Raw genomic sequence first — 26,136 nt, forward strand, 5'->3', positions numbered from 1 at the left:
CGCTGGTCGGCTTGACCGGTCATCCACAGGCGCGCTTCCGCCTTCATTGCCCTTCTTTCGCGAATAAGACATTGTGCGGGAGAATCAAAGGACCCGTCTCACCCATGCCCGTTTCGCCCGCTGTTGCCGCGGAGGAAGTCATTCCAGTGCAGCACGCCCCTGCTCCGACCGTGCGTCCGGAGCCGAAACCGCTTGCGGTTCTGCAGAAGGTTTTCGGCTACAGCAGCTTCAGGGGCAAACAGCAGGCGGTCATCGAAACGCTTGTGGACGGCAAGGATGCCGTGGTGCTGTTTCCCACCGGGGCAGGCAAGTCGCTGTGTTACCAGATCCCGGCGCTTTGCCGGCGCGGCGTCGGCATCGTCGTTTCTCCGCTGATCGCGCTGATGAAAGACCAGGTCGGCGCGCTGCGCGCCGCGGGTGTTCAGGCCGCCGCGATCAATTCCACACTGTCACCGGAAGAACAGGACAGCATCCGCAGCGCCCTGCGCCGCGGCGAAATCGATCTTCTTTACGTGACGCCGGAACGGCTTGGCACCGAGAGCTTCCGCAAGTTCCTGGACACGCTGCAGATTGCGCTGTTTGCGATCGACGAAGCGCATTGCGTCAGTCAGTGGGGCCACGACTTCCGCCCGGAATACATGTCGCTGTCCTGCCTGCGCGACCGCTATCCCGGTGTGCCGCGCGTGGCACTGACCGCGACCGCCGACCCGCACACCCAGAAGGACATTCTGGCCCGCCTGCAGATGGAAGACGCTGCCGTCTTTTCCACCAGCTTCGACCGGCCCAATATCCGCTACGAGATTGTCGAACGCACCAACCAGCGTCAGCAACTGCTGGATTTCCTGAAAAAGCACTCCGGCGAGAGCGGTATCGTCTATTGCCTGTCGCGAGCAAAGGTCGAGGACATCGCCGAATGGCTGACCTCGAAAGGCATCAGGGCCCTGCCCTATCACGCCGGCCTGCCGGCGGAACAGCGCTCTGCCAACCAGGATGCCTTCCTGCTGGAAGAAGGGCTTTGCCTGGTGGCGACCGTCGCTTTCGGCATGGGCATCGACAAGCCGGATGTGCGCTATGTCGCCCACCTGGATCTGCCCTCTTCCGTCGAGGCCTATTACCAGGAAACCGGCCGCGCAGGCCGGGACGGGGCACCGTCCGAAGCCTTCATGGCCTATGGCATGGCCGATCTGGTGCAGCGCCGGCGCATGATTGCCGAAGGCGACGCACCGGATGAGGTCAAGCGCGCGGAAAACGCCAAGCTGAACGCACTGCTGGGCATCTGCGAGACGGCCGGATGCCGGCGGCAAGCCCTGCTCGCCCATTTCGGTGAGACCTATCCCAAGCCCTGCGGCAATTGCGACACCTGCCTGTCTCCGGTGGAAACCTGGGACGGCACGGAAGCTGCGCAGAAACTGATGTCGGCGATCTACCGCACCGGACAACGCTTCGGCACGGCGCATGTCATCGATGTGCTTCTGGGCAAGACCAACGAAAAAAGCACCCGCTTCGGTCATGAGAAGCTGTCGGTCTTCGGAATCGGACAGGATGTGCCGCAAAAGACCTGGCAATCGATCGCCCGGCAGCTTGTCGCTGCAGGTTACGTCGATGTGGATCATGCTCAGTTTGGCGCGCTGGTGCTGACGGAAAAGGCACGCAGCGTCTTGCGCGGAGATGAAAAGCTTGCCTTGCGCAAGGACCGCAGCGCGGCAGGTCTGAAACGGACGAGTTCCTCTCGCACCGCGTCCATCGCCGACGAGCTCGACCATGAGGACAAGCTGCTGTTCGAGCGTCTGCGAAGACTGCGAACCCAGATATCCCGAGATCAGGGCGTGCCGCCCTATGTGGTGTTTCCCGACGCGACACTGGCCGGAATTGCCGCCGCGCGGCCGGTAAGCGAAGATGCTCTTCTGGCTGTCTCAGGTGTCGGACAGTCGAAACTTGAAAAATACGGCGAGGCATTCCTCGAACTGGTCGAGGCTTTTGAAGCAGGCGTATAGCCGCGCTGAGGTTTCCCGAATTTGACCGGTCAGCCGTCCTGATGCAGGCAGAGCTGATAGACCCCGGAAAGATCCGACAAGGTTTCTTCATCAGGATGCGACAGGAAACTGTCGATAATGTCCCTGAGCGCCAGATGGATGTTCCGGTGCTGACGCAGACGCCTGTAAGAAGAACCGAGTTTGTAGATCTGTTCGATCTCCTCATGAGAGAAGAGATCAAGTCCGGCAATTCCGAGCACGACGCCAAGATCAGCATTTGTGCGCCGTGTCAGATTGTGGGCAATCAGGAAACCGAACAGGCCGGTCACGAAGCGATTTTCGACGGACAGGCTGTCGAAGTCGCGCTCGGCCACCTTCAGCACGAGCCTCATGACCGCAACTGTGGCAGCGGCTGCAAATTCGGTCGGGGTGTTGGTGTCACAGATTTCCAGCCCTGCTGCTTCCAGCATGGCGGCGGTGGATCTTCGAAGGCGGTCTTCCGTCTCGACGGCTCTCAATTCAGAAATAAATTCCGGCTCTGCTGCTACACGACTTCCAAACAGGTTCAGCATGTTAGCGCCCTTTCAGACGTAAGCCCACCCAAAGTATGTAGTGCACACCTTACGTTACGGCAAATTGCTGTCTGAAAATTCGTCGAAAATGCGGAACGTCTGGGCCGCTTCCGCAGAAAACGGGCCTTTTTTTGGCGTTATGAGCCTGCTTTGGGCAACCCTTTGAAGGCTTCGCCACCCCACACGGCCTTGACCTGCGCATCCCTGCCGCAGCCTTTCCGGTAGCCCTTGTAGGCATCGGCGCGGGTGACGTAACCGAAGCGGGTGAGCGTGCGGACCTGGCTTTTGTAATAGCCCTGGTGGTAATCCTCAGCCGGCCAGAAGATGGCAGGCGCCTCGACCGGCGTAACGATCTTTCCGCCAAGCACCTTTTCCGCCTTGGCGATTTCGGCCTTCGCCTGTTTCGCCTGGGTCTCGTCCAGAGGGTAGATCGCGGTCGAATAGGCATGTCCACGGTCACAGAACTGACCACCGGCATCTGTCACATCGACAGTGCGCAGAAAGATCCCGACAAGGTCGGCATAGCTGATCCTGGTCTCATCGAAATCGACCTTGACGACCTCGCGGTGTCCGCCACGATCGTAATTCTTGTAGGTCGGGTTCTGTGTCTCGCCACCCGCGTAACCGGAAACCACGTCATGCACGCCGGGCAGTTTTTCCAGATCGGATTCAACGCACCAGAAGCAGCCACCGGCAAGAACAGCGGTTTCGGCCTGGGCGGCCGCCAGTGGCATCGACGCCGTGACTACGGCAAAAAGAGCGAGTGGAAGCAGTCGCTTCATGTCAGGTCCTCCAGAAAGCTGCCTGCGGCCGGTCTTTCCCGAAGGCGCGCTGATCAGCTGATCACGGCACAGCCCGAACAAGACGACCGGCGAACTTGGGTTTCGACGGTGAAACATGCATCATTGGCGACGAACGCCGTGACACCCATTTCGTGTTTTCTCCAACAGAGGTAACGCGCTCCGCCGCGGAGACAAACTCAACTCCTCTCCCCAAACCAGCACATGCACGTGAGCCCGCCGTGATGAACCCCTATCCTTCGTACCCAGACGCCCCCTTTCACGTCGTGATTTGCGGATCGATGTCCGCCCTTGCACAAATGGAAGATGTCGCCGGGCATTTGCGAACGGCCGGTTACAGAGTGTCGACACCTGCTCCTGAAGAAACCGGATTTGACTGGAACGAATTATCCCTGGAAGAAGCGATTGCACACAAGCGCATGTTCCTGACTGATTACTTCGAAACAATTCGCCACGGTGATGCTGTGCTGATCTTCAACGCCAGCAAACAGGACATCGAAGGCTATGTCGGCGCCAACACCCTGATGGAAGCTGCCTGCGGGCATGCCCTTGGCAAGCCGGTTCTCTATTTTCAGTCGATTGGCGATCAGTCATGCCGTCTGGAAGCAGCCGCTGTCGCCTCCGCCGTGCTGGACGGATCCATCGACAGGTTGCTGGAGGAACTCAATTCGCTCAAGCCCGTGGCAGTCTGAATAACAAAACCAGGCTTTTGCTGACAGTATTCCGTCGCAGATCCAGCTTAAGAGAACCTTCATCTGCATTTGGAACGACAGAGCGAGTCGATATTCCTCCACCTTCCATGCTTACGTCTCCCAGGTTTTTGCCGTTTCCTCAAAGCCGGCCAGTTGCGGTTTGACAACGCAGAACCGGTGGCCGCTGGTTGCCTGCATCACCGTCCAGCCGTCGAGCTTTTGAACGATGGTCGCCCCGAGGCTTTCGAGCCTGGCCACTTCCTTTTCCGGATTGTCGGTTTCGATATCCAGATGGACGCGGGAGGGGTGTTCGACCGCCTGCAGCAGGATGCCGATTTCGTCATCCGTGCCGAAAAGACGACGATAACGCGGGTTTTTCGGGTCTGTCTCAACGGTTCGCCCAAGCGCCCCTGCCCAGAATTCCGCGTGGCGGTCGATATCGCCCCCCTCACAGTCGATCACCAGATCTCCCAAACGGCTCTTGTGCATTTTCTTCTCCAAGTCGATTATCAGAACAAAATAGGAACATTCATCCTGGAAATGCAAGCCTCGTTTTTTCCGGCAATGCCTTCAACCGGCAGATGCCAGAACGAAACCGACAGCGCAGCAGTGCCGCACCGCCGATCGCTTGATCTGATAGCCGGTCAGACAGGGTCAGCTTGCTCTCTCGTTCCGGTCTGCTGCTTCCCGGACCAGTCGATCCGCTGGGTCGCAAACATGGTGATGGCGAGAGAGAGGAACGCGAGCAGCGAGCCGATCAGAAGCGCGTAGTCCTGCTCCTGCATGAGCGCGTAGAGCACACCGAATATTGCGGCCAGGACCGTGAGTATGACACCGCCCGCAAGACGGCTCTTGAGCGCCGTTCCGATATAGATCGTGTTGAGGAGCGTCGCGGCAGCCGCAGCAAGCAGATAGGCCGGTCCGTAGCCCACGTGCTCCGCAAGGGCGAGCAGCATGACGTAGAAAACGATCAACGACAGCCCGACCAGACCATACTGAATCCAGTGGACCCGCCACCTGGAGCGCATCTCCAGAATGAACACCGCCAGGAAGGTCAGGCTGATGAAGCAGACGGCGTATTTCAGCGACCTTGCGATCGTATGATAGAAATTGACGGGTTCGACGAATTCGACACCGAGCGCCTTGTCCTGCAATGGCATTTGTGTGCCCAGCACCAGCCTTGGAATGCCGCGGGCAAGATAGGGGATGGTCCAGGATGCCGTGAATCCCCTGTCACCTATTTCTCTCGTCTCCGGCAGAAAGGCGCCGGTAAAGCCGGGATGCGGCCAGTCGGATTGCACGGACACGCTTGTCGTTTGTCCGGCCGGGGCCACGTAAAAGGCCCTGGAGCCATTCATCTCAAGCGGAATGTCGAAGGAAAACCCGCTCCGCCACAAACCGGCCGCGACCGGTGCATTGATGCCCGACGGGGACAAGCCGGCGACGGAGCGTCCCATCGGTTCCACGGTCAACGGCCCGAGACCCGGCTCGAACGGAACGGAGCCTTGGCCGTTCAAGACCAGATCGACCTCGCTTTTCAGGGCGCCAATGTCGCCGACACCGACCACAAGAACCGCCTTGTCAGCCGCGATGTCGATTTGCCCGCCGAATTGGGGTTCGAAGCTTTCCGGAGACGTTGGCGCAAACCGGCCCTTCAGGCCCACGCTGCCATGATAGACCGGCAGGGAGTAGATCGATTTCCGGCGTTCCTGAACGGAAATGTCTCCTCTGACATCCAGTTTTTCCGGAAACAGGATAGCCGTATGCCAACGGATTTCTGTTTTGGCGCTGTCGCCGGTAGAAACCGTGTAGGTCTCGCTGAAGGGGACGACCAGATAGGGACCGTTGATTTTCTGGATGCCGCCCCACGAGCGGGCGATGTCATGGGCGACGTCGCGGGCCCTCTCGGCCCGTTCTTCCACCAGAACCCAGACGAACAGGCTCGGCACAAGCAGCATCACCGTCAGGATGCCGATGATCACAAACTTGACCGCCGGAGAGCCAAGAAATGAAGGTGTACGGAAAGCCTGCGCCTGTTCGGACCGGCGCTGCGCAAACAGTGTCTGCTCCTCCGGTTGTTCGGCGGTGTCATTTTGAGTATCGCTTGTCATTCAGATCAACCCTCTGCCAGAAGGGCCCCCGAAGACGGGTGCCCGGTCAACTGGGCGATCATCGATGGCGGAACGGGATACAAAAGGGCATGAAAGAGCGGCTTTTCAGGAGTGTTTGTGCACGGATTGTGCAGACCACCGGAAGACACGGATTTGCCGCTTCATTTTTCCGGCCTATTTCACAACTCGCCCTTGTGTGCGCTGGCTGCACGGTGCCAGAATGGTGTGACCCTCGGAATAACTGTCAATGCATTCATTAAGCAACCTGCCCAATTCAGACGTGCCTGCCTTTGCCCGGCGAGCGGACTATCTTCCCGCGCTGGTAAAGCGGCTCGACCTCTTCAAGAGTGAGGGACACCGGTATCTGCTGGTGGCTCATCTCTTTGACGATACCCGCCGCATGATCGATGCGCTTGAGGGGGTCATGGATTTCGACGCCATCATCGGCATCCCCTATTCCTCGGGCAGCGATGTGACACGGCTGAAATGGCAGGCGATCTACGGCGACAAGGTCCAGTGCCCGAAAACAGAACCTGCCTTCAAGCAGGTGCTGGCAGAGGCCTTGCAAAAGAGCCTCGACGCGTGCCGGGCCTCGGATCAGAAACTCGTCATTCAGGAAGTCGGCGGTTACGCGGTTGAATTGCTGCACGAGCAGTTTCAGGATCAGTTGCATCTGGTGGAAGGCGTGGTTGAAATCACCAAGCAAGGCGTCTGGCGGGCCAGCCAGACACGCTTGCAGGTGCCCGTGCTGCATTGTGCCGACAGTGAACTGAAGCGTCTGGAAGCAGTGCGCTGCGGCGAAACCATCGCCCGGTGCCTCGACGGCCTCATGCGTGACCTGGGCAACACGCTGGCCGGCCGGCGGGCCGCGGTCTTCGGGGCAGGCTGGATCGGCTTCGGGCTGGCAAAGGCCTTGCGCCGGCTGGATGTCATCGTCTCGCTGATCGATGTCGATCCGCTGAAAATCGCCGAGGCGCGTCTGTCCGGCTTTCCAGCAACCCTTCAGCCCACCGGCCTGGACTCCTGCGATCTTGTCGTCGGGGCGACAGGCCGTCTGTCGATAACCCGCGACGTGCTGCAACAGCTCCGCAATGGCTGTCTGGTGGCCAGCGCCAGTTCCCGGCGCATCGAGATCGACGTCGACTTTCTGGAACAGGCGCCGTCCAACGACATTCATCCGTCGATCAAGGCCTTCCGGCTTCCCGGCCCTAAAGGGGCGGACAGACAGATCTGCCTTGTCAATGACGGCTATCCGGCCAACTTCATTCCAGGCTCCGGCAGCGTCGCCGATGAAGTGGTCGAGTTGATATTGGGCGAGCTGATCGTCCTGATGACGGACCTGACGACCTACACCTACGAACCCGGCATACACCGCTTGGCGACAGAAGGAGAGGCAGTGTGCACCAAACTCTGGATCGAACAGAGAGACCAGACGTAACGGACGAAGAGCAGACCGAAGTCACCGTGCATTCGCAGTATCTGGTCAAGAAACTCGCGAACGCCCAGAGAAATCTTTACGGCACGGTGAAATTCGACATTGTCTCCCGAACCATCCGGGACTGGTCGCGAGACCTTGGACGGCCGCCGCGTGTTCTGGACATTGGCTGCTCGACATCGATTTCGAAAGAGTATCTGGCCGCTACCGGTCTGGATTTCGACTATTGCGGCGCCGACTACGAAGCGGCCTTCGAACCGGACATCGTGCTGGATGCCACGCGCCTTGCCGAGCACCGAGACGAGCTTCCCTGGCAACCGGATATCATCGCGCTGCTGGATGTGCTGGAACATCTGCCCGGTCGCCAGGAGGCAATTGAATCGGTGATGCGCCAATGTGGTGAGGTCATTGCGCCCGGCGGACTTATTCTAGCCGTCGTGCCCCAGCTCTACCGCCTCGACCGGCTCAAGCTGAAACACCTGCATTATGCCGAACACCAGGTTCGCATGACCTTGAAGGAATGGTCGGACATCATCGGCCGCGCCGTCACCATCGAATCGGTTCACGGCATCGGCTATCTCTCCTGCCTGCCCTATCTGCCGATGCTCAGCCCCTGGTACGAGGAAGATAACCGTCACGGTAAGCTGTTCCACCGCCTGCGTGGCAAGACCTTCGAATGGGCCCCCCTGAAACCCGCCGAAATCGCCCTCACCCGCATGCTTGGGCGTGTTCCCGGATTTCGAGGCTGGTGTAACAGCACGCTTCTGGTGTGCCGGGCGAAGGGGTGAGTTGTCAGAACCTGCCGGTCTGGCACTCTAGCGAGGACTAAGCTCGGCCGACCAGTGCCGCCAGAAATCATCTATCCGGCCCTGATGCTCCGCACAGGGCTCGCCTGCGTCGGCAAAGGACTGGAAACTGTCGAAAGTATCGAGAATGAACCTAGACAATACAGGGTTCAGCGTTTCGGAGCCCATTTCGGAACTCAACGCCTTGCGTTCCAGCAAGATGTCGATCTCGCGGGAAACGACATCCGGGAACCCGGCGTTCTGACGCAGATCCTGAAAATTCATCGGTGCGACCGCGCGCTCGGGATGGTGACTTAACCACATGAGCGCTGCGAGCGGCCTGAGGCAATAGAGCGTCTTCTTCAGGGATACATCGCCATGGAAAAAATTCTGCCTATGGATCTGTGCTTTGGCGAGATGATAGTAGTGCTTGCAGATTAGTCTGCGGTCACACACGGCATCTGCCAGATCAAGCGCGGCGTCGCGAAAAGGTTCGTGCAGTTGATAGGCGAAGACCGACTTCAACCACTCCACAATCACCGCATTGCCCGCATACATGAGTCGCAGGGCCTTCGCCAGGTCCCAGCCGTTTATGTCGAAGACCGGTGTCAGCGGCTCCTCGATGACGTCGCGCACCGGAAACAGTGTCACCGTCTTTTCGACCGTACGGACGTAGACAAAGCGGCAGTCATAGTCACTGTCGGCTGAAGGAAACCCCCATGCCCTGCTGCCGCTTTCGATGGCCAGCGGAATGGTGATCCGCTCCCGGGTCTCCAGCTCTGTCAGCCGAGCTTGAATTTCAGATACGATTTGCGGATCCATGGACCATGTCCTCCCAAAGAAATGGCCGCCCGAGGGCGGCCAAATCGCAGAACAAATCTGACCGGTCAATCAAACCCGGCGTTCGACCATCATCTTCTTGATCTCGGCAATCGCCTTCGCCGGGTTCAGACCCTTCGGGCAGGCTTGCGAGCAGTTCATGATGGTGTGGCAGCGGTAGAGGCGGAACGGATCTTCCAGATCGTCCAGACGCTCGCCTGTTGCTTCGTCGCGGCTGTCGATCAGCCAGCGGTAGGCCTGAAGCAAAATGGCCGGGCCGAGGTAGCGATCGCCATTCCACCAGTAGCTTGGGCAGGAAGTGGAGCAGCAGGCGCAGAGAATGCACTCGTAAAGTCCGTCGAGCTTCACCCGGTCTTCGTGCGACTGGCGCCATTCCTTTTCCGGCGGCGGCGAAACGGTCTTCAGCCACGGTTCGATGGAGCGGTGCTGCGCGTAGAAGCGCGTCAGGTCCGGCACAAGGTCTTTCACCACCGGCATATGCGGCAGCGGATAGATCTTGACGACGTCACCGGCAACCTCGTCCATGCCCTTGGTGCAGGCCAGGGTATTGGTGCCGTCGATGTTCATCGCGCAGGACCCGCAGATACCTTCGCGGCAGGACCGGCGGAAGGTCAGTGTCGGGTCGATCTTGTTCTTGATGTAGATGAGGCCGTCGAGCACCATGGGCCCGCAATCGTCCGCATTGATGAAATAGGTGTCGACGCGCGGGTTGCGGCCATCGTCCGGGTTCCAGCGGTAGATGCGGTATTCACGCAGGTTGGTGGCGCCCTCGGGCTTGTCCCACACCTTGCCTTCCGTCACCTGGGAGTTCCGGGGAAGCGTCAGCTGAACCATCTCGTTACTGCTCCGCGTTGGGCCCTTGGGTTCGCGTCCAGGGCCAAATCGTCTTTCGCTCAGGCAGAGAGCTCAAAGACCATGTTGTCATTCGTCTGGCCGGTCACCCCGTAGCCGCGGTTTGCCAGTTCACTCAGGCAATCCTCGGTCCAATAGGGCCGGCAATTGGTTTCAAGCAGGATCACGCGGGGCCAGAGGCTCCGGTCCGCGTGCCTCAGGAAAGGCAGGACCACACGGTCCTCGAAGCCTTCCACATCAACTTTCAAGACGTCGATCCGGGTGAGACCCTGTTCGTCGGTAATGGCTGTCAGCGGACGAACCTTGACGAAGGTCGGTGTCCAGTCGCCAGCCCATTCGCCGGTGGTCAGGTCCTTCACAAAGGTGGCGAAGCCGCAATTGCTCGGTTCCTGCCAGAGCGGCAGCGTATCTTCGCGCGGGCCGACGGCCGAGTTGACTACCGTGACGCTGTCGAGGTCGTTCGCACGCACGTTGAAACCGAGTTTCGTCGCGGTTTGCGGATTGGCCTCGATCGCAACAACCTGTGCCCCCAGCCCGGCGGCAAAGATCGAATAGGAGCCGATGTTGGCACCGATATCGACAAACACCTTGCCCTTGCCCAGATGCGGCTCGATCAGCTTGTGCTCTTCGCGTTCCGGCAGGCGGCCCTTGGCCAGGATCTTCCGGTCGTCGTAGTTCTCGCCCGGATAGATCCGGAACTTCAGACCGTCCGCTTCCATGTCGTAGGGGCCCTTGAAGAACCGCGCCACCAGGGAGCGGATACGCCTGCGCAGGCCCTTGGACAGATCGTGCCGGTCGGCAAGACGCCAGGCAGCCCGGACCATCCGCTCGGCCGGATAGGTGCCGAACGGACTTCTCGTGTCCAAAAGGGTTGCCGCCTGGCTCACCGTGCCGTCTCCTTAGTAGACGCGCGCTTTCGGCGCGATCTTCTTCGGATCGATGCCACCCTCTTCCAGGGTGGTCAGCGGATCCAGCACCACCGGACGGTAGTCAAGCTTGACGTTGCCGGCGTCGTCGACCCAGGCAAGCGTGTGCTTGCGCCAGTTCTCGTCGTCGCGGCCGGAGAACGGGCCGTCCTTGTAGTCCTCGCGAGCATGGGCGCCGCGGCTTTCCTTGCGGGCTTCCGCGCCATAGACCGTGGTGATGGCGTTGGCCATCAGGTTCTCCAGCTCCAGCGTTTCTACCAGGTCGGAGTTCCAGATCAGCGAGCGGTCGGACACCTTGAGGTCCTTCAGTTCGCCCCAGATCTCGGTCAGACGCTTGCACCCCTGCTCCAGGCTTTCCTGGGTGCGGAAGACGGCAGCGTCTTCCTGCATGGCGCGCTGCATCTTGTCGCGCAGATCCGCGGTCGGGATCGAGCCGGAGGCGTTCCGCAGCTTGTCGAAACGATCCATGATCTTTTCGCAGGAAGCTTCGTTCGGCGTCGGCACGGCCGATTTCGGATCGACGACCTCACCTGCCTTGATCGCCGCCGCGCGGCCGAAGACCACAAGGTCGATCAGGGAGTTGGAGCCGAGACGGTTGGCGCCGTGGACCGACGCGCAGCCGGCTTCGCCGACGGCCATCAGGCCTTCCTGGATGCGGTTCGGGTTGTCGCCGTCCGCATTCAGCACTTCACCCCAGTAGTTGGTCGGAATGCCGCCCATGTTGTAGTGAACGGTCGGCAGGACCGGGATCGGATCCTTGGTCACATCCACGCCGGCGAAGATGCGGGCGCTTTCGGAAATGCCCGGCAGGCGCTCGGCCAGCAGCGCCGGATCGAGGTGATCCAGGTGCAGGAAGATGTGGTCCTTGTTCTTGCCGACGCCGCGGCCTTCGCGGATTTCCATGGTCATGCAGCGCGAGACCACGTCACGGGAGGCAAGGTCCTTGGCCGACGGTGCGTAGCGCTCCATGAAACGCTCACCCTCGGAGTTGACCAGATAACCGCCCTCGCCACGCGCGCCTTCGGTGATCAGGCAGCCGGAGCCGTAAATGCCGGTCGGGTGGAACTGAACAAATTCCATGTCCTGCAGCGGCAGGCCCGCACGGGCCACCATGCCGCCACCGTCGCCGGTGCAGGTGTGGGCCGAGGTTGCCGAGAAGAAGGCACGGCCGTAACCGCCGGTCGCCAGAACCACCATCTTGGCGGCAAAGCGGTGCATGGTGCCGTCATCGAGGTTCCACGCGATCACGCCCTGGCAGACACCGTCTTCGGACATGATCAGGTCGAGTGCGAAATACTCGATGTAGAATTCGGCATTGTTGCGCAAGGACTGGCCGTACAGCGTGTGCAGGATGGCGTGACCGGTCCGGTCAGCCGCCGCGCAGGTGCGCTGCACGGGGGGGCCTTCGCCGTAGTTCTGCATGTGGCCGCCGAACGGGCGCTGATAGATGCGGCCGTCTTCGGTACGGGAGAACGGCACGCCGTAGTGCTCCAGCTCGTAAACCGCCTTCGGCGCTTCGCGGGCCAGGTATTCCATGGCGTCGGTGTCACCGAGCCAGTCGGATCCCTTCACCGTGTCGTACATGTGCCATTCCCAGCAGTCCGGCGTCATGTTCTTGAGCGACGCGGCGATACCGCCCTGGGCAGCAACCGTGTGGGAGCGGGTCGGGAACACCTTGGTGATGCAGGCCGTTCTCAGGCCTTGCTCGGCCATGCCGAGCGTTGCCCGCAGGCCAGCGCCACCGGCGCCGACGACAACCACATCGTAGGTGTGGTCGACAAATTCATAAGTCTTGGCCATTCGGGTCAGCCTCCAAAGCCAATCTTGAGCACTGCGAAGACGCAGCCGAAACCGATAAAGGCGCAGAAGAAGGTGTTCGCCATCAGTGTGAGGAACTTGATGCCTTCGCCATGCACATAGTCTTCGATGATCACCTGCATGCCGAGCTTCATGTGATAGACGCCGGACAGGATAACCAGGAGCAGGATGATTGAAATGAGCGGGTTCTTGAGGGTCTCGACCACATCAGCGTGGGTGGAGCCCTGCATTGCGATCACGAGGATCACGAAGAACGAGATCAGGAACACGTTGGCGACAGCGGTCAGGCGCTGTTTCCAGAAGTGATCGGTGCCTTCCTTGGCAGATCCCAGGCCGCGAACCTTGTTCAGGGGTGTGCGCATATCCGTCATGACACTCTCCTTAGCGAACCGCGTAGCCGATGACCCAGAGGATCAGCGTGACGGCAACGGAACCGATGATGGTCGCCTTGGCGAGCCACTCGCGCGCTTCCTTGCCGAAGCCCGCGCCCATGTCCCAGATGAAGTGGCGCAGGCCACCGAGCATGTGATGCACAAGCGCCCAGGTGAAGCCGAACAGAATCAGACGGCCGATGATCGAGCCGTAGATGCCGTTGACGAAATCGAAGTAGCTGGGGCCCGCCGCAGCGGCGATCAGCCACCAGGCCAAAAGGACGGTGCCGAAATAGAGCGCCGCGCCAGTGATGCGGTGCAGGATCGACATGACCATCGTCAGAATGGGCTTGTAAATCTGAAGATGGGGCGACAGCGGGCGGTTGCCCCGCAGATCGGCGTTCGACATGGAATTCCTCTCCCGTACGACGCTAGAGCGAAATGCGCTTAAGATGACCCGTCCGACCTGTTTTCCGACCCCGGACGAACCGGCCCGGTCTCATGACCAAACGACCCAACCTCAACTCACCCTGCTCCAGTTTACGTTTACGCAAACGTAAGCAAATCAAAGCGTTGTCTAGGTGCGTAATAGCGCCAACGCTTCCAAAGGTCAAAACATCCTATAGGCCTAATTGACCGGAAACTACTTCTATATCGTTTAAATTCATCCGGTGACACAAAGTGACCTAAACGTGAGCGCCCTCGCCGCCATGGGGAACGCCGAACACCGACCAGCCGGTCTCGCGGGCAAAATGCTCCATTGCCTCGGTTCCGAGCTTGGAGTTGCCGTAGCGGTTGAGGCCCGGTGACCAGACGGCGATGGACGCGCGGCTCGGCGAGATGACGAGGATGCCGCCGCCAACGCCGCTCTTGCCGGGCATGCCGACACGAAAGGCGAAATCGCCCGAACCGTCATAATGGCCGCAGGTCATCATGAGGGCGTTGATCCGTCGGCGCCGCTCGATGGACACAAGGCCAGGCATCCCTGGCGCGTCCACCAGAAAGCGGCCGGCAAGTGCAAGCTGTCGGCAGGACATCTCGATGGCGCACTGATGGCAGTATGTGCCGAGCACCTTGTCGACCGAAGACTTCAGGTTGCCATAGGACGCGAGGTAGTGCGCGAGCGAAAAATTCCGGTGCCCGGTGGCGATCTCCGATTTGGCGACCTTCTCGTTCATGTGGATGCTCTCGTCGTCGCAGGCTGCACGGATGAACCGCAGCAGCTCGCCCAACGCTTCGCGCGGCGTCGACCCGGCAAGATAGGTATCGGTCGTCACCAGTGCACCGGCATTGATGAACGGATTGCGCGGAATGCCTTCCTCGCGCTCCAGAAGCAGAATCGAATCAAAGGACAGGCCGGACGGTTCGCGGCCGACCCGGCGCCAGAGCTGATCGCCCACGCGGCCAAGCGCCAGGGCGAGAGCAAAAATCTTGGAAACCGACTGGATGGAGAACGGTACATCGGCGTCGCCGGCGGTGAATACCCTGCCGTCTGTCAGCGCGATGGCCATGCCGAACTGGTTTGAATCGATCCCCGCCAACTCGGGAATATAGGTCGCGACACTGCCCTTCTCGGGGTTGGCCGAAGCCGCCTCCGCGATTTCCGTCAGCAATTCCTGCATGGGCTCCTCCACTTCGGAGGGGCACTTGGTCAGATCACATCGCGCAATGCAAGTGCCTTGGACACATGCAGGAATGAAAGGCGGGTCATTCAGAACCTGCGCAGAAACCTAGAGAACGTCTTCCCGCGGTGCCGATGCGGGCACCGGCGCGCGGGCAGCCAGCAGCTTGTAGAGATGCAGCATGAAGATCGTGGCAAAGATCGGCGTCACCAGATTAAGGACCGGCACGGCCAGCAGACCGGCGATGACAAGGCCTGCCAGAAAAACGGTTCCGCCCCGCGCCTTGCGAAACGCCTTCGCCTCGGCCGCCGGCAGAAAGCGCATGGCGGCGAACTCGAAGAATTCCCGGCCAAGCAGGTATCCGTTGACCAGAAAGAAGGCCACCAGATTGACGCCGGGAACAAGCAGCAGAACCAGGGCAAACAGGTTGCCCACGATGACAACGCCGGTAAACTTGATGGTCTGAATGATCGACTGAGACAGCGGCAGCGCTCGGCCCGGCCGGTCGCCCGGATAGTCCTTCCTGTCGACGATATCGGCAATCTCGTCCTGAAACAGGCCGGCGAAGAGCGCTGATATCGGCGCAATCAGAAATCCGAGGACAAAAATCGCGCCAATCCCCGTCAGAACGGATATCGCCGTGTCCATCCAGCCATAGGGAAGCGCAACGAAGGCGGCGATGACACCCTGCAGGGCGAGCCAGATGACCACCAGCACGCCAAGTGTAAACCCAAGCATCTTCCAGAAAATTGCCCGGAACGGTTGTTCGAACACCTCGGACATGGCGCGGGAGGCAGCTTGGAACATGACACCTTCAAATTTCTCGTGAACGACTGCCTCGACATAAGTGCGGCGCCGGTCATGTGCAAGCCTGCGCTTGAGTGCGGGCGCATCACTAAACTTATTGTTGTGTAATCACATTTCTGAAACTAGCATTTGCTGACCGGCCCTTGTTGCCGGCATGTTCCTCTCCTGCTCCGGACCCGCTGATGCTGCATCTTCATTTCAACCCAGAGACCGATGTCAGCAAGGTTCTGGCGCCTGAAGCCCTCAACATGTTCCAGTTCGAGTGGAAGATTTATCAAAAGCTCGTCCACGCCAACGAAATGCACCACCGGGAAATCGGCCAGCTCCTGCGAGATGAGATCGGAAGGCGTTTTGACAGGCCTTTCGCCTTTCTGGATCTGGCCTGCGGCGACGCCAGCCTTGCGCATATGGTCCTGCAAGGCAGCAAGGTCGCGACTTACGAAGGCCTGGATCTGTCTCGGCCGGCGCTGCAATGCGCCGCCAGGGTCATGAAAGACGTGCCCTATGAAGTGGAACTTGCCGAAGAGGACATGGTGGAAGGCATCCTGAGACGCCAGACCAGCGCCAACTTCATCTGGTGCGGGTATTCCATCCATCATCTTCAGCGCGCACAAAAGCAGGAAATGCTGTCGGCGATCCGGGGCGCGCTCAAGCCGGGCGGCGTCTTCGTCTGCGCGGAGCCTGTGTGCCTGCCCGGCGAAACACGGGCCGACTATACACGCCGTTGGCAAGCAGACCTGCGCCGCCGGTTCCGCTCGCTGAACGAGGCCGAATACGCCCATCTCTGGCAGCACATCAGCACGCACGATTTTCCCGAGCCCCCGGAGGACTGGGTCGCAATGGGCAAGACGGCCGGCTTTGCATCAAGCCAGGAGATCTACCGGTTTCCCGGCGATCTGTTTTGCGCCGCGTTTTTATATGAGAAGTGAGGCTGCCGGCTTCGGCAGTGCGCCAGGCGCCTGGTTTGCAGCGTGTTTCTAGAACCGCGTCCGCGCGCGAAGCGCCTGTGCCAGCGTGCCTTCGTCCAGATAGTCCAGTTCGCCGCCGACCGGCACACCATGGGCGAGCCGGGTGACATTGACCTCAAGATGAGACAACTGGTCCATGATGTAGTGAGCCGTGGTCTGGCCCTCAACGGTGGCGTTGATCGCCAGAATGACTTCTGAAAAGCCTTCCGACCCGCAACGATCGATCAGCGATGCAAGGTTGAGATCGTCCGGACCGATGCCATCGAGCGGAGACAGGGTGCCGCCGAGAACGTGGTAACGGGCATTGACCGCACCGGCGCGTTCCAGTGCCCAGAGGTCGGCAACATCCTCGACCACCACCAGAACGCTCTGGTCGCGCTTGGGATCTGAGCAGATCGTGCAGGGGTCGGAGGTATCAACCGTGCCACAGGTGGAACAGATGCCGATTTCCCGAACCGCGATGCCCATGGCCTCCGCCAGTGGCACCAGCAGCTGATCCTTTTTCTTGATCAGGTGCAGTGCGGCACGGCGCGCCGACCGCGGACCAAGTCCCGGCAACTTTGCCAGGAGCTGGATCAGCCGCTCGATTTCCGGTCCTGCCACACTTTTCTGCGCCATGGTTATCTCTTCACCGCACGTTGCCGACCACCTGATAAATCCGCCGCGTCAAACACACCGCGCCGCGTCTTTGAAGTCGAGGACGCGGTCAATGAGCCGGATCACGAGGCAAAGCGCGCGGCCGGAACGGCCACCGCGCCCTTCTACCGGTGTCAGAACGGCAATTTCATGCCGGCGGGCAGGCCAAGACCACCCATCAGTTCCTGGGTCTTTTCCTGAATGGCCTGCTCGACCTTGGCACGGGCTTCGGTGTGAGCGGCAATCAGCAGATCCTCGAGGATCTCCTTTTCCTCTTCCTTCAGAAGAGACGGATCGATCGACAGCGATTTCAGATCGCTCTTGCCGTTGAGACGCACGGTGACCAGGCCACCACCGGCCGTGCCCTCGGCCTCGATCTCAACGATCTGCTCCTGCAGCGAGCCCATCTGCTCCTGCATTTGCTTGGCCTGTTTCATCATCTTGAGGAAATCCATGGAATGTCTCCTTCCAAACCCTCACGTGGCGCGGATTTCCGCGACCTTACCTATCTGGGAACTGCATTTAGAAGAACAAGAAGCGCGGATCAATCGTCTTCGTCATCACCGAGCGCTTCGCTCAGGAGCGGATCGCTGACCATCGGGTCGGCCAGAGCAGCGTCGTCTTCCTCGGTAACCTGAACCTTGACGTCGACCACGCGAGCTCCCGGGAACTGGGACAGCAGGGCGGCAACGGTTGGGTGTGACTTCGCGTCGGACAGCAGCTGCTGCTGATTGGCCTCCTGCTCCTCGTGGATGGTGGGCCGGCCCTGATTGCGCGAAACCACGACGAACCAGCGCTGTCCTGTCCATTCAGTCAGCTTGCGGCCGAACTCGCCGGCTATGTCGGCCGGTGCATCGTCCGTCGGCTGGATCTCGATCTTGCCGGGCTCGAATTTCACCAACCGCATGAGGCGCTGGATCTTCACCTTGAACGGAATGTCGCCCTTCTCGGACGCCAGGGCGGCGCAGTCATAAAGGTTCTTCAGATTATACGCCGGCTGGGCCTGCGGTTCGGGCGCGGCTTGCGGCGTTACCTGAGGCGCCGGCCTGCCGCCCTGAATGGCCGAAAGCTGCGGACGGCCGCTTGCCTGCATGGTCGGGCCACCGCCGGTATTGCCGGAAGTGTAATTCATGCCGACCGCCATTGCGGACGGACCGCCGCCACCACCGGCGGGAGCTGCGCCACCACCGGACGGCCCGGCGCCGCCAAACGGGTTCTGGCCGTTCTTGATCTGCGCCATCAGATCGCCCGGGTCCGGCAGGTCCGCCGCATATGCGAGGCGTACCAGCACCATGTCCGCCGCGGCCAGCGGCTTGGAGGCGGCCTGAACTTCCTGAACGCCCTTCAGCAGGATCTGCCAGGCACGGGACAGAAGCCGCACGGAGATCTGCTCGGCAAATTCACGGCCGCGCGCCCGCTCGGCTTCGGTAACGGAGGCTTCGTCGGCTGATTTTGGCGCAACCTTCATACGCGTGACAAGGTGGGTAAAGTCCGCCAGGTCCGTCAGAACGATGGCCGGGTCCGCACCGACTTCGTATTGCGCCTGCAATTCGCCCAGCGCGTCCTCGATCCGGCCCGCCATGATGTGGCCGAAGAGGTCGATCACGCGGGCGCGATCCGCAAGACCGAGCATCTGGCGCAGGTCTTCTGCCTCGATGGCACCAGCTCCATGGGCCATGGCCTGGTCGAGCAACGACAGGGAATCTCGCGCCGAGCCTTCACCCGCACGGGCAATGAGCATCAAGGCTTCGTCGGAAATCCGGATGCCCTCGGCATCGGAAATCCGGCGCAGCAGGCCGATCAGCTTGGACTGGTCGATCCGGCGCAGGTCGAACCGCTGGCACCGTGACAGGACAGTGATCGGTACCTTGCGGATTTCCGTCGTCGCGAAGATGAACTTCACATGCTCCGGCGGTTCTTCCAAGGTCTTCAGCAAGCCGTTGAAAGCCGCATTCGAGAGCATGTGCACTTCGTCGATGATGTAGACCTTGTAACGCGCCGTTGCCGGGCGATAGCGGGCCGCATCGATGATTTCGCGAATATCGTTGATACCGGTATGGGAGGCGGCGTCCATCTCGATGACGTCGACATGGCGGCCTTCCATGATGGCCTTGCAGTGCGTGCCTTCCTGGGTCAGCTTCACTGTCGGCTTGTCGGCGACACCCGGCACTTCGTAGTTCAGGCCACGGGCGAGAATACGGGCTGTTGTCGTCTTGCCGACCCCGCGCACGCCAGTCAGCATCCAGGCCTGCGCGATCCGCCCGGTTTCAAACGCATTTTCCAGCGTCTGCACCATGGGCTCCTGACCGACCAGATCCTCAAAGGTCTTCGGCCGGTACTTGCGCGCAAGAACACGATAGGCGCCATCGTCGGCCGCCGGTTTCGCCGCGCCCTGATCCGCCATCAACCCCGGCGTCTGTCCGCCGCCATTTTCGGAAAAACCTGTCTCGTCCATGAGCCGCACCATAACCATTTTTTCGAAAAGTGGGACGGGCTTTTGAAAGTTTTTCTGTGTTGTCCGGCACCTGATCGCACCGCCCATAGGGAACCTTTTGCCCAACGCTGGCGTTGTGTCTTTGCCGGCCGTGATTTCCTGCCGGGTTTTACCCGGGAGCCGATATGTCTGGAAAACTCACGAACGACCTCTTCACCCTTTGGTTTCAGGCGCCTGTCGTCATCGCGCTACGCTGCCAGAACTGGGCGGCCAGCCTGCAGTCCGGGACGTCAAACTCCAATCCGGAGTTGCTGCGGATGGTGAGTGAAAAACTCGACGCAGCCACGGAAAGCACGCTTGCGCTCAACATGGCGATGATGCGCCACGGGGCAACATCCGCTCGCCAATTCTGGCTGGGCCCGTATTTTCCATTTTCCGTACGTCGGTTTTCCGCAAGTCTGGGTCAATCCACCGCGGCCGAGGGCCTGGGGCCCTATGCCAAGCGCGTGCGTGCCAATGCCAAGCGCCTTGGCAGAAAGCGAAGCTAAGGTGTTTAGTCCCGGTATCTGTCCGGCAAGAGAAACCCTTCCCGTGCACCTTTTGATGCAAGCCGTGCATCCGAGTACCACGTCCCCATCAGGTCCCGTGAGCTGAGGTCGGGGTTCTTCGTCAGAAACTCGTCAAAGGTTTCATGCGCCGTCTCGGCCATGCGTTCCGACAAGATGCCAAGGAAGACCAGGGTGATGGTCGTGTTGAATTTCTCCGGGACGCCGGCCCTCGCGGCGAGACAACGCAGCGCCTTGCCATATCGGCAGGCCGCGTCCAGAAATTCGTATGTCTGCAGCATCTGGCAGGCAACGCCGATGTGGTCCAGATGGCTGAAGCCCTTCGGGTCCAAACGCTCTGCTTCAAAGCGGTCGGAAAGCTCTGCGTAATCCCTAAGCTCCGGCATCCGTTTCATCCTTCAGTTTGTGGCTGTCGGCCGCGCTCAGGTCCAGATCGTAAACGCTCTTGAGCTGACGGATCTTGTCCAGCGTCTCATCCGAAAAGGGCGGTTTGTTTTCGAACGCATGCAGTGCCATGCCCTCGAGCAGATCGCCGAGGCTGATATCCAGATGTTCGGCCAGTCCCTTGAGGACCTTGAGCAGCCGCTTTTCCAGACGCACACCGGTCTGAACGCGTTCGATTGATTTTTGCATGAGTTATATTGGTACCAATGTACCTGAGCTGTCAATGCTGAGATTCGACAGGGAGCGTCGCCAACCTAGAAAACAAAAAAGCACCGCGGCGAACCAGCGGTGCTTTTTGGCAAAGCTTGAGGCTTTGAATAGGGTGGGAGGCTGGCACGATGACCCGTGCCGAGGCTCGTTAGGGCTGCTTCCTTCCGGACCTGACCCGGTTGGCGAGTGGCTCGTCCACCACCAACCTCCCGAGGGCCTTATATCAGAAGAACGATGGGGTTTGGCAAGAGGGCAACATGGTTTTTTGTTCGCCGGGAAATCACACTCCCAAACCCGGCACGAAGCGTGTAGCCTTCCGGAAATTCTGCCCGGAGTCGTTTCATGTCATCCTTTGCTCTCAATCCCCGCCTCGAAGGCGACAGTTACTTCGTCACCGACCTGACGCTATGTACGGTCCGCCTGCTGAAAGACGCCAATTATCCCTGGCTCATGCTTATTCCGCGCAAGTCGGATCTGGTCGAGATCATCGACCTGGACGAACCAGACCAGATGCAGCTAATGCGTGAAATCGCCCTGGCCAGCCAGGTGCTGCGTGACGTGAGCGATTGCGAAAAACTCAATGTCGGCGCTCTTGGAAACCAGGTGTCGCAACTGCATGTCCACGTGATTGGCCGTTTCCGGGAAGATGCCGCCTGGCCAGGCCCGGTCTGGGGGGCCGCTCCGGCGCAGCCATACTCTCACGACAAGGCGGAAGCCGTGATCGAAAAACTGCGGGATGCTCTTGCCGGTGACGACGACTGATTTCGGGTCCATAGGGTGCACATCTCCCCCACGCCTGTTTTATTCTGAATCCAGATGTGAGCGACAGCAGCGGCGGGAAGCGGTTTCTCCTCCTTTCAAAATGCATTAGGTGAAGACCCAGCGTCTTTCGAACTCTCTCCCCCTTCTCTTCCAAGGACTTTGACATGCACGCCACATCCGCCGGTACCCTGGCCATGGAAATGAGTTTCCTCGGCAATACGCTTGACCGGCAATCGACACGTCGTGGCGACACCGCTTATCTGGCAAGTCTTCTGGGAAAGCCGGACACACGGATTGTGCTGTCTACGGACCGGACACTGGTCTTCAAGGCCGAAGAGAGCCTTTCCCTCGGGCACGGTCTGGAGGATGCGCTGACGCTCGGCGCTGTTCGGGAAGAAATGATCTTCCTGGGCCTGCGCCCGGAAAACGGAGAAGCGCTGTTTGCAACCGCTCTGCCGTCAACGGACGAGGACCTTGCGGAACGCACCGACCTTCAACTGATCGACTTGCGGACCCTTGCCTTGCAGAATGCCTTCGCCCCGCAGGACATGGGTGCGCTTGCGCAGGCCAGAGCCCTGATCCACTGGCACCGCACCCACCAGTTCTGTTCGCGTTGCGGTGAAAAGAGCCAACTGGCTGAAGCCGGGTATCGGCGCGACTGCCCGTCCTGTGGCGGGCAGCATTTTCCGCGCACGGACCCTTGCGTGATCATGCTGATAACCAACGAGAGCGGCGAAAAGGCCCTTCTGGGCCGCCCGGCACGGCTTGCGGAGGGCATCTACACCACGCTTGCCGGTTTCATGGAGCCGGGTGAAACCATCGAACAGGCCGTGCGCCGCGAGACGCTGGAAGAAAGCGGCATCGTGGTTGGCGATGTGCGTCTGCTTGCCAATCAGCCCTGGCCCTTTCCAGCCAATCTGATGCTCGGCTGCATTGGCAAGGCAACGTCCTTCGAGATCGCCATCGAAGACGACGAGCTTGAAGCCTGCAAATGGTGCGACCGGGAAGAAGTCCGGCAAATGGTGGCCGGCACGCACCCGGAAGGCCACAGGATTCCGCCTTCGATCTCCATCGCCTTTGAACTGATCAAGGGCTGGCTCGACGGAACTCTCTGATGACCTGGTGCGCCTACCTGACTCATCCGGAGGTCCTCATCGATCCGGATGTTCCCGTGCCGGAGTGGGGCCTGTCGGAAACGGGGCGTGAGCGGGCGGCGAAAGCCACCTTCCTGCCGTTTGCCAAAGACATCCGCCAGGTGATCTCCAGCGCGGAAAGGAAGGCGCTCGAAACCGCTCAGGTCTTCGCGGGCCGCCTTGGCGTCTTTCAGCGGGCACTCCCTTTCCTGCATGAGAACGACCGCAGCGCGACCGGCTTTCTGCCGCTGGAAGAGTTCGAGCAGACCGCTGATCTTTTCTTTGCCGAGCCGCACACTTCCGTGCGCGGCTGGGAGCGGGCGATCGATGCCCAGGACCGGATCGTCAATGGCATCAAAAGCGCCCTGCGCCATATTCCGGAAGAAGACCCGGTGCTGTTCGTCGGCCATGGCGCCGTCGGCACGCTGCTAATGTGCCATCTCATGGCCACGCCGATTTCCCGGCACCACGACCAGAGACGCGGCGGCAGCTGGTACCGTTTCGAGAAATCCTGGCTGATGACCCAGGCAGGCCGCAATTTGGCTTGGACAGACCTTTAAGCACGGTCGGACGCAGACCTGGAACATGTTAGGCTGCACGGACTATTCGTGATCCGGGAGCCCGATGTGATCTGCCGCCTGCCGAAGCTTGTTCTTGCGACCCTGACCTGCCTCGCCGCTGCCATGCTGCCCGCCATGGCAGGCCAATACGACGCCCAGTTCCGTCAGTTCCTGTCGTCTGAAATCGCTCCGGCGGCACGCCAGCAGGGCATTTCCCAGGCGACCCTCGACAGGGAGCTGAAAGGCCTGACACCGGACACTTCCCTGCCCGGTCTGGTCGGCCCCGGCGGCAAGGGCTCCCCGCCCAAGATCAACTTTCAGGCCGAATTCAGCTCTCCCAGCCGCTATTTTCGGGACAGCCAGTTCAACGCCCTTGTGCCGCGCGGCCGGTCGCTGATGCAGAAACACGCGGCCGTCCTGTCGCGGATCGAAGCGAAATACGGTGTCCCGAGCCGGATCATCCTGGCGATCTGGGCAAGGGAATCAGGCTATGGCGGCGCCAAGATTCCCTACGACGCGATCCGCGTCCTGGCGACACAGGCATTCATGGGGCAGAGGCCGGACTTCTTCAAAGGCGAGCTGATTGCCGGACTGAAGATCCTTCAAAACGGCGATGTCTCCCGGCAGGGCATGAAAAGCTCCTGGGGTGGCGCCATGGGGCAACCGCAATTCCTGCCGTCCTCCTTCTGGAAATACGCTGTCGATTTCGACGGCGACGGCAAGCGCAACATCTGGACCTCCGACATCGACACCATGGCCTCCATCGCCCATTACCTTTCGGCCCATGGCTGGATAGCGGACCGGGACTGGGGCTACGAGGTGTTCCTGCCCGACAATGTCTCCTGCACCCGGGAGGGGCCGGACAACCGCCAGAAGATTTCCGACTTCGTGCGCGAGGGTGTCAAACGTGTCAGCGGCAAACCCTTTCCGGCCAATGAAATCAACCGGCCGGGCAACATCCTGCTGCCGGCCGGTCGGTATGGCCCGGCTTTCATTGCCACGGAAAATTTCTACGTCATCAAGGACTACAACGAGAGCGACACCTATGCGCTCTTCGTCGGCCACCTGGCAGACCGCTATGGCAACAACAGCGGTTTTGTCGGGGACTGGAAACCAATGAAAGAAACCACCCGGGGTGCCGTGCGGAACCTGCAGCAAAGGCTTGAAGGCCTTGGGCATGATGTCGGTGGAGCCGACGGTCTGATCGGCTTCAAGACCCGCCGGTCGATCGGCAAGGATCAGGAGAAGAACGGCTTTTTTGCAACGTGCTGGGTCGGCTAGAACACACGCACTGCACCCTTAAAGGTTGTAATTAAAAACCCCTGTTAACTCAGTCCTTTGCGGAAGGCCTGCGCAGTGACCAAGCGCCGCGGCGTACCGGTTTCAACAAACAGTTGATTTTGAGCGTGCAGTGCGGAAGACTGTGTGAACATCCTTCCTCAATGCTTCTCTGGTGCCTTCATGCGGCTCCCCAAGATCGTTACCACTTTGCAGGATTATTCCCTGCCGCTTTTCCGTGCCGACCTCGTCGCCGGGATCACCGTTGCCATGGTGGCCCTGCCGCTCAGCCTGGCAATCGCCATCGCGTCAGGCGCCGATCCGGCCAAGGGACTTGTGACGGCGATCGTCGGCGGGTTCTTCATCTCGCTTCTGGGCGGAAGCCGGGTCCAGATCGGCGGTCCGACCGGTGCGTTCATCGTGGTGGTATACGGCGTCATCGCCGACCATGGCTATGACGGGCTGGTTCTGGCCACCTTCATGGCCGGGATCCTGCTTCTGATCGGCGGATATTTCCGGATCGGCAGATTGATCCGCTATGTGCCGGAGGCCGTGGTCAACGGGTTTACCATCGGCATTGCCGTGATCATTGCCTCCAGCCAGATCAAGGATTTTTTCGGCCTTCAGATCTCTGAGGTTCCGGCGGACTTTCTGGAAAAGCTTCCCGTCCTGTGGGAAGCACGGGATACCGCGTCTCTTGCCGCCAGCGTCCTTGCCCTGGTCACGCTTGTCCTGATCGTTGTCCTGCGCCGTCTGGCACCCGCCTTTCCGGGACTGATCGTTGCTGTCTCCGCAGCCTCGCTGGTTGCGGTTCTGGCCGCCCTGCCGGTGGAGACCATCGCTTCACGCTTTGGCGCCCTGCCCAATACGCTGCCATTTCCGGAGCTGCCGAGCGTCACGATCGCACGGGTGGTGGAACTGTTCCCCTCCGCCATCGTGATTGCCTTTCTGGCCGGTGTTGAATCGCTTCTGTCAGCGATGGTTGCCGACAGGATGATTGAGGGCAGCCACCGCCCCAATGCGGAAATGCTCGCCCAGGGAACGGCCAATATCGCTTCCTCCCTCTTCGGCGGCCTGCCTGCCACGGGCGCCATTGCACGTACAGCCACCAACGTGCGGGCCGGTGGCAAAACACCTGTTTCCGGGCTGGTGCATGCGCTTACCATCCTGCTGATCATGCTGGTGGCCGCGCCCTTGGCAGGATATCTGGCCTTGCCTGCCATGGCGGCCCTGCTGGTTCTGACAGCCTGGGGCATGAGCGAACCGCACAAGTGGAAAACCTATCTGAGTGCCCCGATGGCCGACCGGCTGCTGCTCCTGACCACCTTGATCCTGACGGTTCTGATCGATCTGACCGTCGCGATCGGCGTCGGTGTGTCCATCGGTCTTGCACTCAAACTGCGGGAACGCAAGAAGCAGCCCGACGACTGGTCGATGCCCGAACGCTGAGCAGGCTTGGTCGCGACTTGCCGGGCGTCAGCGACGCCGGACACGTGATCACGCCTGAGGATACATGACCACGTTCGAATGAGGCGGGGCGC

General features: G+C 60.4%; 28 protein-coding genes and 1 other RNA gene. 11 read left to right on the plus strand and 18 right to left on the minus strand.

The annotated features are described in order from the left end of the window. Positions 1-104 precede the first annotated feature (104 nt). Complete coding sequence (recQ, locus tag V1T76_RS18390) at positions 105-1,994, plus strand: DNA helicase RecQ (RefSeq protein ID WP_330562101.1); 1,890 nt, start codon at positions 105-107, stop codon at positions 1,992-1,994. Between the two features lie 29 nt (positions 1,995-2,023). Here the strand turns inward: recQ and V1T76_RS18395 are convergent, their stop codons facing one another. Together V1T76_RS18395 and msrA are read right to left on the minus strand one after the other, a co-directional pair. After that, a complete protein-coding gene (locus V1T76_RS18395; protein WP_330562102.1) occupies positions 2,024-2,545 on the minus strand; it encodes a hypothetical protein in 522 nt (173 codons plus the stop codon). Between the two features lie 137 nt (positions 2,546-2,682). Next, positions 2,683-3,327, minus strand: coding sequence for a peptide-methionine (S)-S-oxide reductase MsrA (gene msrA, locus V1T76_RS18400; protein WP_330562103.1), 645 nt, complete (start codon positions 3,325-3,327; stop codon positions 2,683-2,685). 299 nt (positions 3,328-3,626) lie between these two features. On the opposite strand from msrA, the gene V1T76_RS18405 reads away from it, so the two are divergent. Continuing rightward, positions 3,627-4,037, plus strand: coding sequence for a hypothetical protein (locus V1T76_RS18405; RefSeq protein WP_330562104.1), 411 nt, complete (start codon positions 3,627-3,629; stop codon positions 4,035-4,037). 111 nt (positions 4,038-4,148) lie between these two features. Here the strand turns inward: V1T76_RS18405 and V1T76_RS18410 are convergent, their stop codons facing one another. Next, positions 4,149-4,526: a VOC family protein gene (locus tag V1T76_RS18410; protein WP_330562105.1), complete on the minus strand. Its 378-nt coding sequence runs from the start codon at positions 4,524-4,526 to the stop codon at positions 4,149-4,151. Between the two features lie 155 nt (positions 4,527-4,681). Continuing rightward, positions 4,682-6,148: a cell envelope integrity protein CreD gene (gene creD, locus V1T76_RS18415; protein WP_330562106.1), complete on the minus strand. Its 1,467-nt coding sequence runs from the start codon at positions 6,146-6,148 to the stop codon at positions 4,682-4,684. Between the two features lie 247 nt (positions 6,149-6,395). On the opposite strand from creD, the gene V1T76_RS18420 reads away from it, so the two are divergent. Then, positions 6,396-7,586 (plus strand): S-adenosylhomocysteine hydrolase, encoded by a 1,191-nt coding sequence (locus tag V1T76_RS18420; RefSeq protein ID WP_330562107.1) that lies wholly within the window; start codon positions 6,396-6,398, stop codon positions 7,584-7,586. Next, positions 7,547-8,371: a class I SAM-dependent methyltransferase gene (locus tag V1T76_RS18425; RefSeq protein WP_330562108.1), complete on the plus strand. Its 825-nt coding sequence runs from the start codon at positions 7,547-7,549 to the stop codon at positions 8,369-8,371. Before V1T76_RS18420 ends, V1T76_RS18425 begins: the two co-directional genes overlap by 40 nt. A 27-nt stretch (positions 8,372-8,398) precedes the next feature. Here V1T76_RS18425 and V1T76_RS18430 read toward each other — a convergent pair whose 3' ends face one another. From V1T76_RS18430 to V1T76_RS18465, 8 genes are all read right to left on the minus strand, one after another. After that, positions 8,399-9,190 carry a nucleotidyltransferase domain-containing protein gene (locus tag V1T76_RS18430; RefSeq protein WP_330562109.1) on the minus strand — a complete coding sequence of 264 codons (792 nt, stop codon included), beginning with the start codon at positions 9,188-9,190 and terminating at the stop codon, positions 8,399-8,401. A 69-nt stretch (positions 9,191-9,259) separates the two neighbouring features. Continuing rightward, on the minus strand, positions 9,260-10,042 hold the full coding sequence (locus tag V1T76_RS18435; protein WP_006935466.1) for a succinate dehydrogenase iron-sulfur subunit: 783 nt from the start codon (positions 10,040-10,042) through the stop codon (positions 9,260-9,262). A gap of 59 nt (positions 10,043-10,101) precedes the next feature. Then, positions 10,102-10,947, minus strand: a complete 846-nt coding sequence (locus tag V1T76_RS18440) for an FkbM family methyltransferase (RefSeq protein ID WP_330562110.1) — start codon at positions 10,945-10,947, stop codon at positions 10,102-10,104. A 12-nt stretch (positions 10,948-10,959) separates the two neighbouring features. Further along, the gene (sdhA, locus tag V1T76_RS18445; RefSeq protein ID WP_330562111.1) at positions 10,960-12,786 is read right to left on the minus strand and encodes a succinate dehydrogenase flavoprotein subunit; all 1,827 of its coding nucleotides are present in this window, start codon (positions 12,784-12,786) and stop codon (positions 10,960-10,962) included. A 5-nt stretch (positions 12,787-12,791) separates the two neighbouring features. Next, the gene (gene sdhD, locus V1T76_RS18450) at positions 12,792-13,175 is read right to left on the minus strand and encodes a succinate dehydrogenase, hydrophobic membrane anchor protein (RefSeq protein ID WP_330562112.1); all 384 of its coding nucleotides are present in this window, start codon (positions 13,173-13,175) and stop codon (positions 12,792-12,794) included. A 10-nt stretch (positions 13,176-13,185) separates the two neighbouring features. Next, positions 13,186-13,584 (minus strand): succinate dehydrogenase, cytochrome b556 subunit, encoded by a 399-nt coding sequence (sdhC, locus tag V1T76_RS18455; RefSeq protein ID WP_330562113.1) that lies wholly within the window; start codon positions 13,582-13,584, stop codon positions 13,186-13,188. Positions 13,585-13,861: 277 nt separating this feature from the next. Continuing rightward, positions 13,862-14,797 carry a glutaminase gene (locus tag V1T76_RS18460; protein WP_330562114.1) on the minus strand — a complete coding sequence of 312 codons (936 nt, stop codon included), beginning with the start codon at positions 14,795-14,797 and terminating at the stop codon, positions 13,862-13,864. A 108-nt stretch (positions 14,798-14,905) separates the two neighbouring features. Continuing rightward, complete coding sequence (locus V1T76_RS18465; protein ID WP_330562115.1) at positions 14,906-15,604, minus strand: sulfate transporter family protein; 699 nt, start codon at positions 15,602-15,604, stop codon at positions 14,906-14,908. Between the two features lie 182 nt (positions 15,605-15,786). Between V1T76_RS18465 and V1T76_RS18470 the strand changes: the two genes are divergently transcribed. Beyond that, the gene (locus tag V1T76_RS18470; RefSeq protein ID WP_330562116.1) at positions 15,787-16,533 is read left to right on the plus strand and encodes a class I SAM-dependent methyltransferase; all 747 of its coding nucleotides are present in this window, start codon (positions 15,787-15,789) and stop codon (positions 16,531-16,533) included. Positions 16,534-16,581: 48 nt separating this feature from the next. Here the strand turns inward: V1T76_RS18470 and recR are convergent, their stop codons facing one another. The 3 genes from recR to V1T76_RS18485 form a co-directional block, all read right to left on the minus strand. Beyond that, on the minus strand, positions 16,582-17,190 hold the full coding sequence (recR, locus tag V1T76_RS18475; RefSeq protein ID WP_330562117.1) for a recombination mediator RecR: 609 nt from the start codon (positions 17,188-17,190) through the stop codon (positions 16,582-16,584). A gap of 152 nt (positions 17,191-17,342) precedes the next feature. Beyond that, a complete protein-coding gene (locus V1T76_RS18480; RefSeq protein WP_330562118.1) occupies positions 17,343-17,663 on the minus strand; it encodes a YbaB/EbfC family nucleoid-associated protein in 321 nt (106 codons plus the stop codon). Between the two features lie 89 nt (positions 17,664-17,752). After that, positions 17,753-19,612 (minus strand): DNA polymerase III subunit gamma/tau, encoded by a 1,860-nt coding sequence (locus tag V1T76_RS18485; protein ID WP_330562340.1) that lies wholly within the window; start codon positions 19,610-19,612, stop codon positions 17,753-17,755. 215 nt (positions 19,613-19,827) lie between these two features. Between V1T76_RS18485 and V1T76_RS18490 the strand changes: the two genes are divergently transcribed. Further along, positions 19,828-20,190, plus strand: coding sequence for a hypothetical protein (locus V1T76_RS18490; RefSeq protein WP_330562119.1), 363 nt, complete (start codon positions 19,828-19,830; stop codon positions 20,188-20,190). A 5-nt stretch (positions 20,191-20,195) separates the two neighbouring features. Here the strand turns inward: V1T76_RS18490 and V1T76_RS18495 are convergent, their stop codons facing one another. The 3 genes from V1T76_RS18495 to ffs all read right to left on the minus strand — a co-directional run bounded on the left by V1T76_RS18495 (position 20,196) and on the right by ffs (position 21,072). Beyond that, the gene (locus tag V1T76_RS18495) at positions 20,196-20,594 is read right to left on the minus strand and encodes a hypothetical protein (protein WP_330562120.1); all 399 of its coding nucleotides are present in this window, start codon (positions 20,592-20,594) and stop codon (positions 20,196-20,198) included. Then, positions 20,581-20,841 carry a hypothetical protein gene (locus V1T76_RS18500; protein WP_330562121.1) on the minus strand — a complete coding sequence of 87 codons (261 nt, stop codon included), beginning with the start codon at positions 20,839-20,841 and terminating at the stop codon, positions 20,581-20,583. Before V1T76_RS18500 ends, V1T76_RS18495 begins: the two co-directional genes overlap by 14 nt. A gap of 133 nt (positions 20,842-20,974) precedes the next feature. Next, an RNA gene (gene ffs / locus V1T76_RS18505) (signal recognition particle sRNA small type) lies at positions 20,975-21,072 on the minus strand. 132 nt (positions 21,073-21,204) lie between these two features. Between ffs and V1T76_RS18510 the strand changes: the two genes are divergently transcribed. The 5 genes from V1T76_RS18510 (at position 21,205) to V1T76_RS18530 (ending at position 26,044) form a co-directional block, all read left to right on the plus strand. After that, a complete protein-coding gene (locus tag V1T76_RS18510; RefSeq protein ID WP_330562122.1) occupies positions 21,205-21,624 on the plus strand; it encodes an HIT family protein in 420 nt (139 codons plus the stop codon). Positions 21,625-21,788: 164 nt separating this feature from the next. Further along, on the plus strand, positions 21,789-22,739 hold the full coding sequence (gene nudC, locus V1T76_RS18515; protein ID WP_330562123.1) for an NAD(+) diphosphatase: 951 nt from the start codon (positions 21,789-21,791) through the stop codon (positions 22,737-22,739). Further along, positions 22,739-23,317, plus strand: coding sequence for a histidine phosphatase family protein (locus V1T76_RS18520; RefSeq protein ID WP_330562124.1), 579 nt, complete (start codon positions 22,739-22,741; stop codon positions 23,315-23,317). The genes nudC and V1T76_RS18520 overlap by 1 nt, the downstream gene beginning before the upstream one ends. Positions 23,318-23,440: 123 nt before the next feature. Then, complete coding sequence (locus V1T76_RS18525; RefSeq protein WP_442970150.1) at positions 23,441-24,598, plus strand: lytic murein transglycosylase; 1,158 nt, start codon at positions 23,441-23,443, stop codon at positions 24,596-24,598. Positions 24,599-24,778: 180 nt separating this feature from the next. Continuing rightward, positions 24,779-26,044, plus strand: coding sequence for a SulP family inorganic anion transporter (locus V1T76_RS18530; RefSeq protein WP_330562126.1), 1,266 nt, complete (start codon positions 24,779-24,781; stop codon positions 26,042-26,044). Positions 26,045-26,136 lie beyond the last annotated feature (92 nt).

The organism is Roseibium sp. FZY0029 (assembly GCF_036350355.1).
GTDB lineage: Bacteria > Pseudomonadota > Alphaproteobacteria > Rhizobiales > Stappiaceae > Roseibium.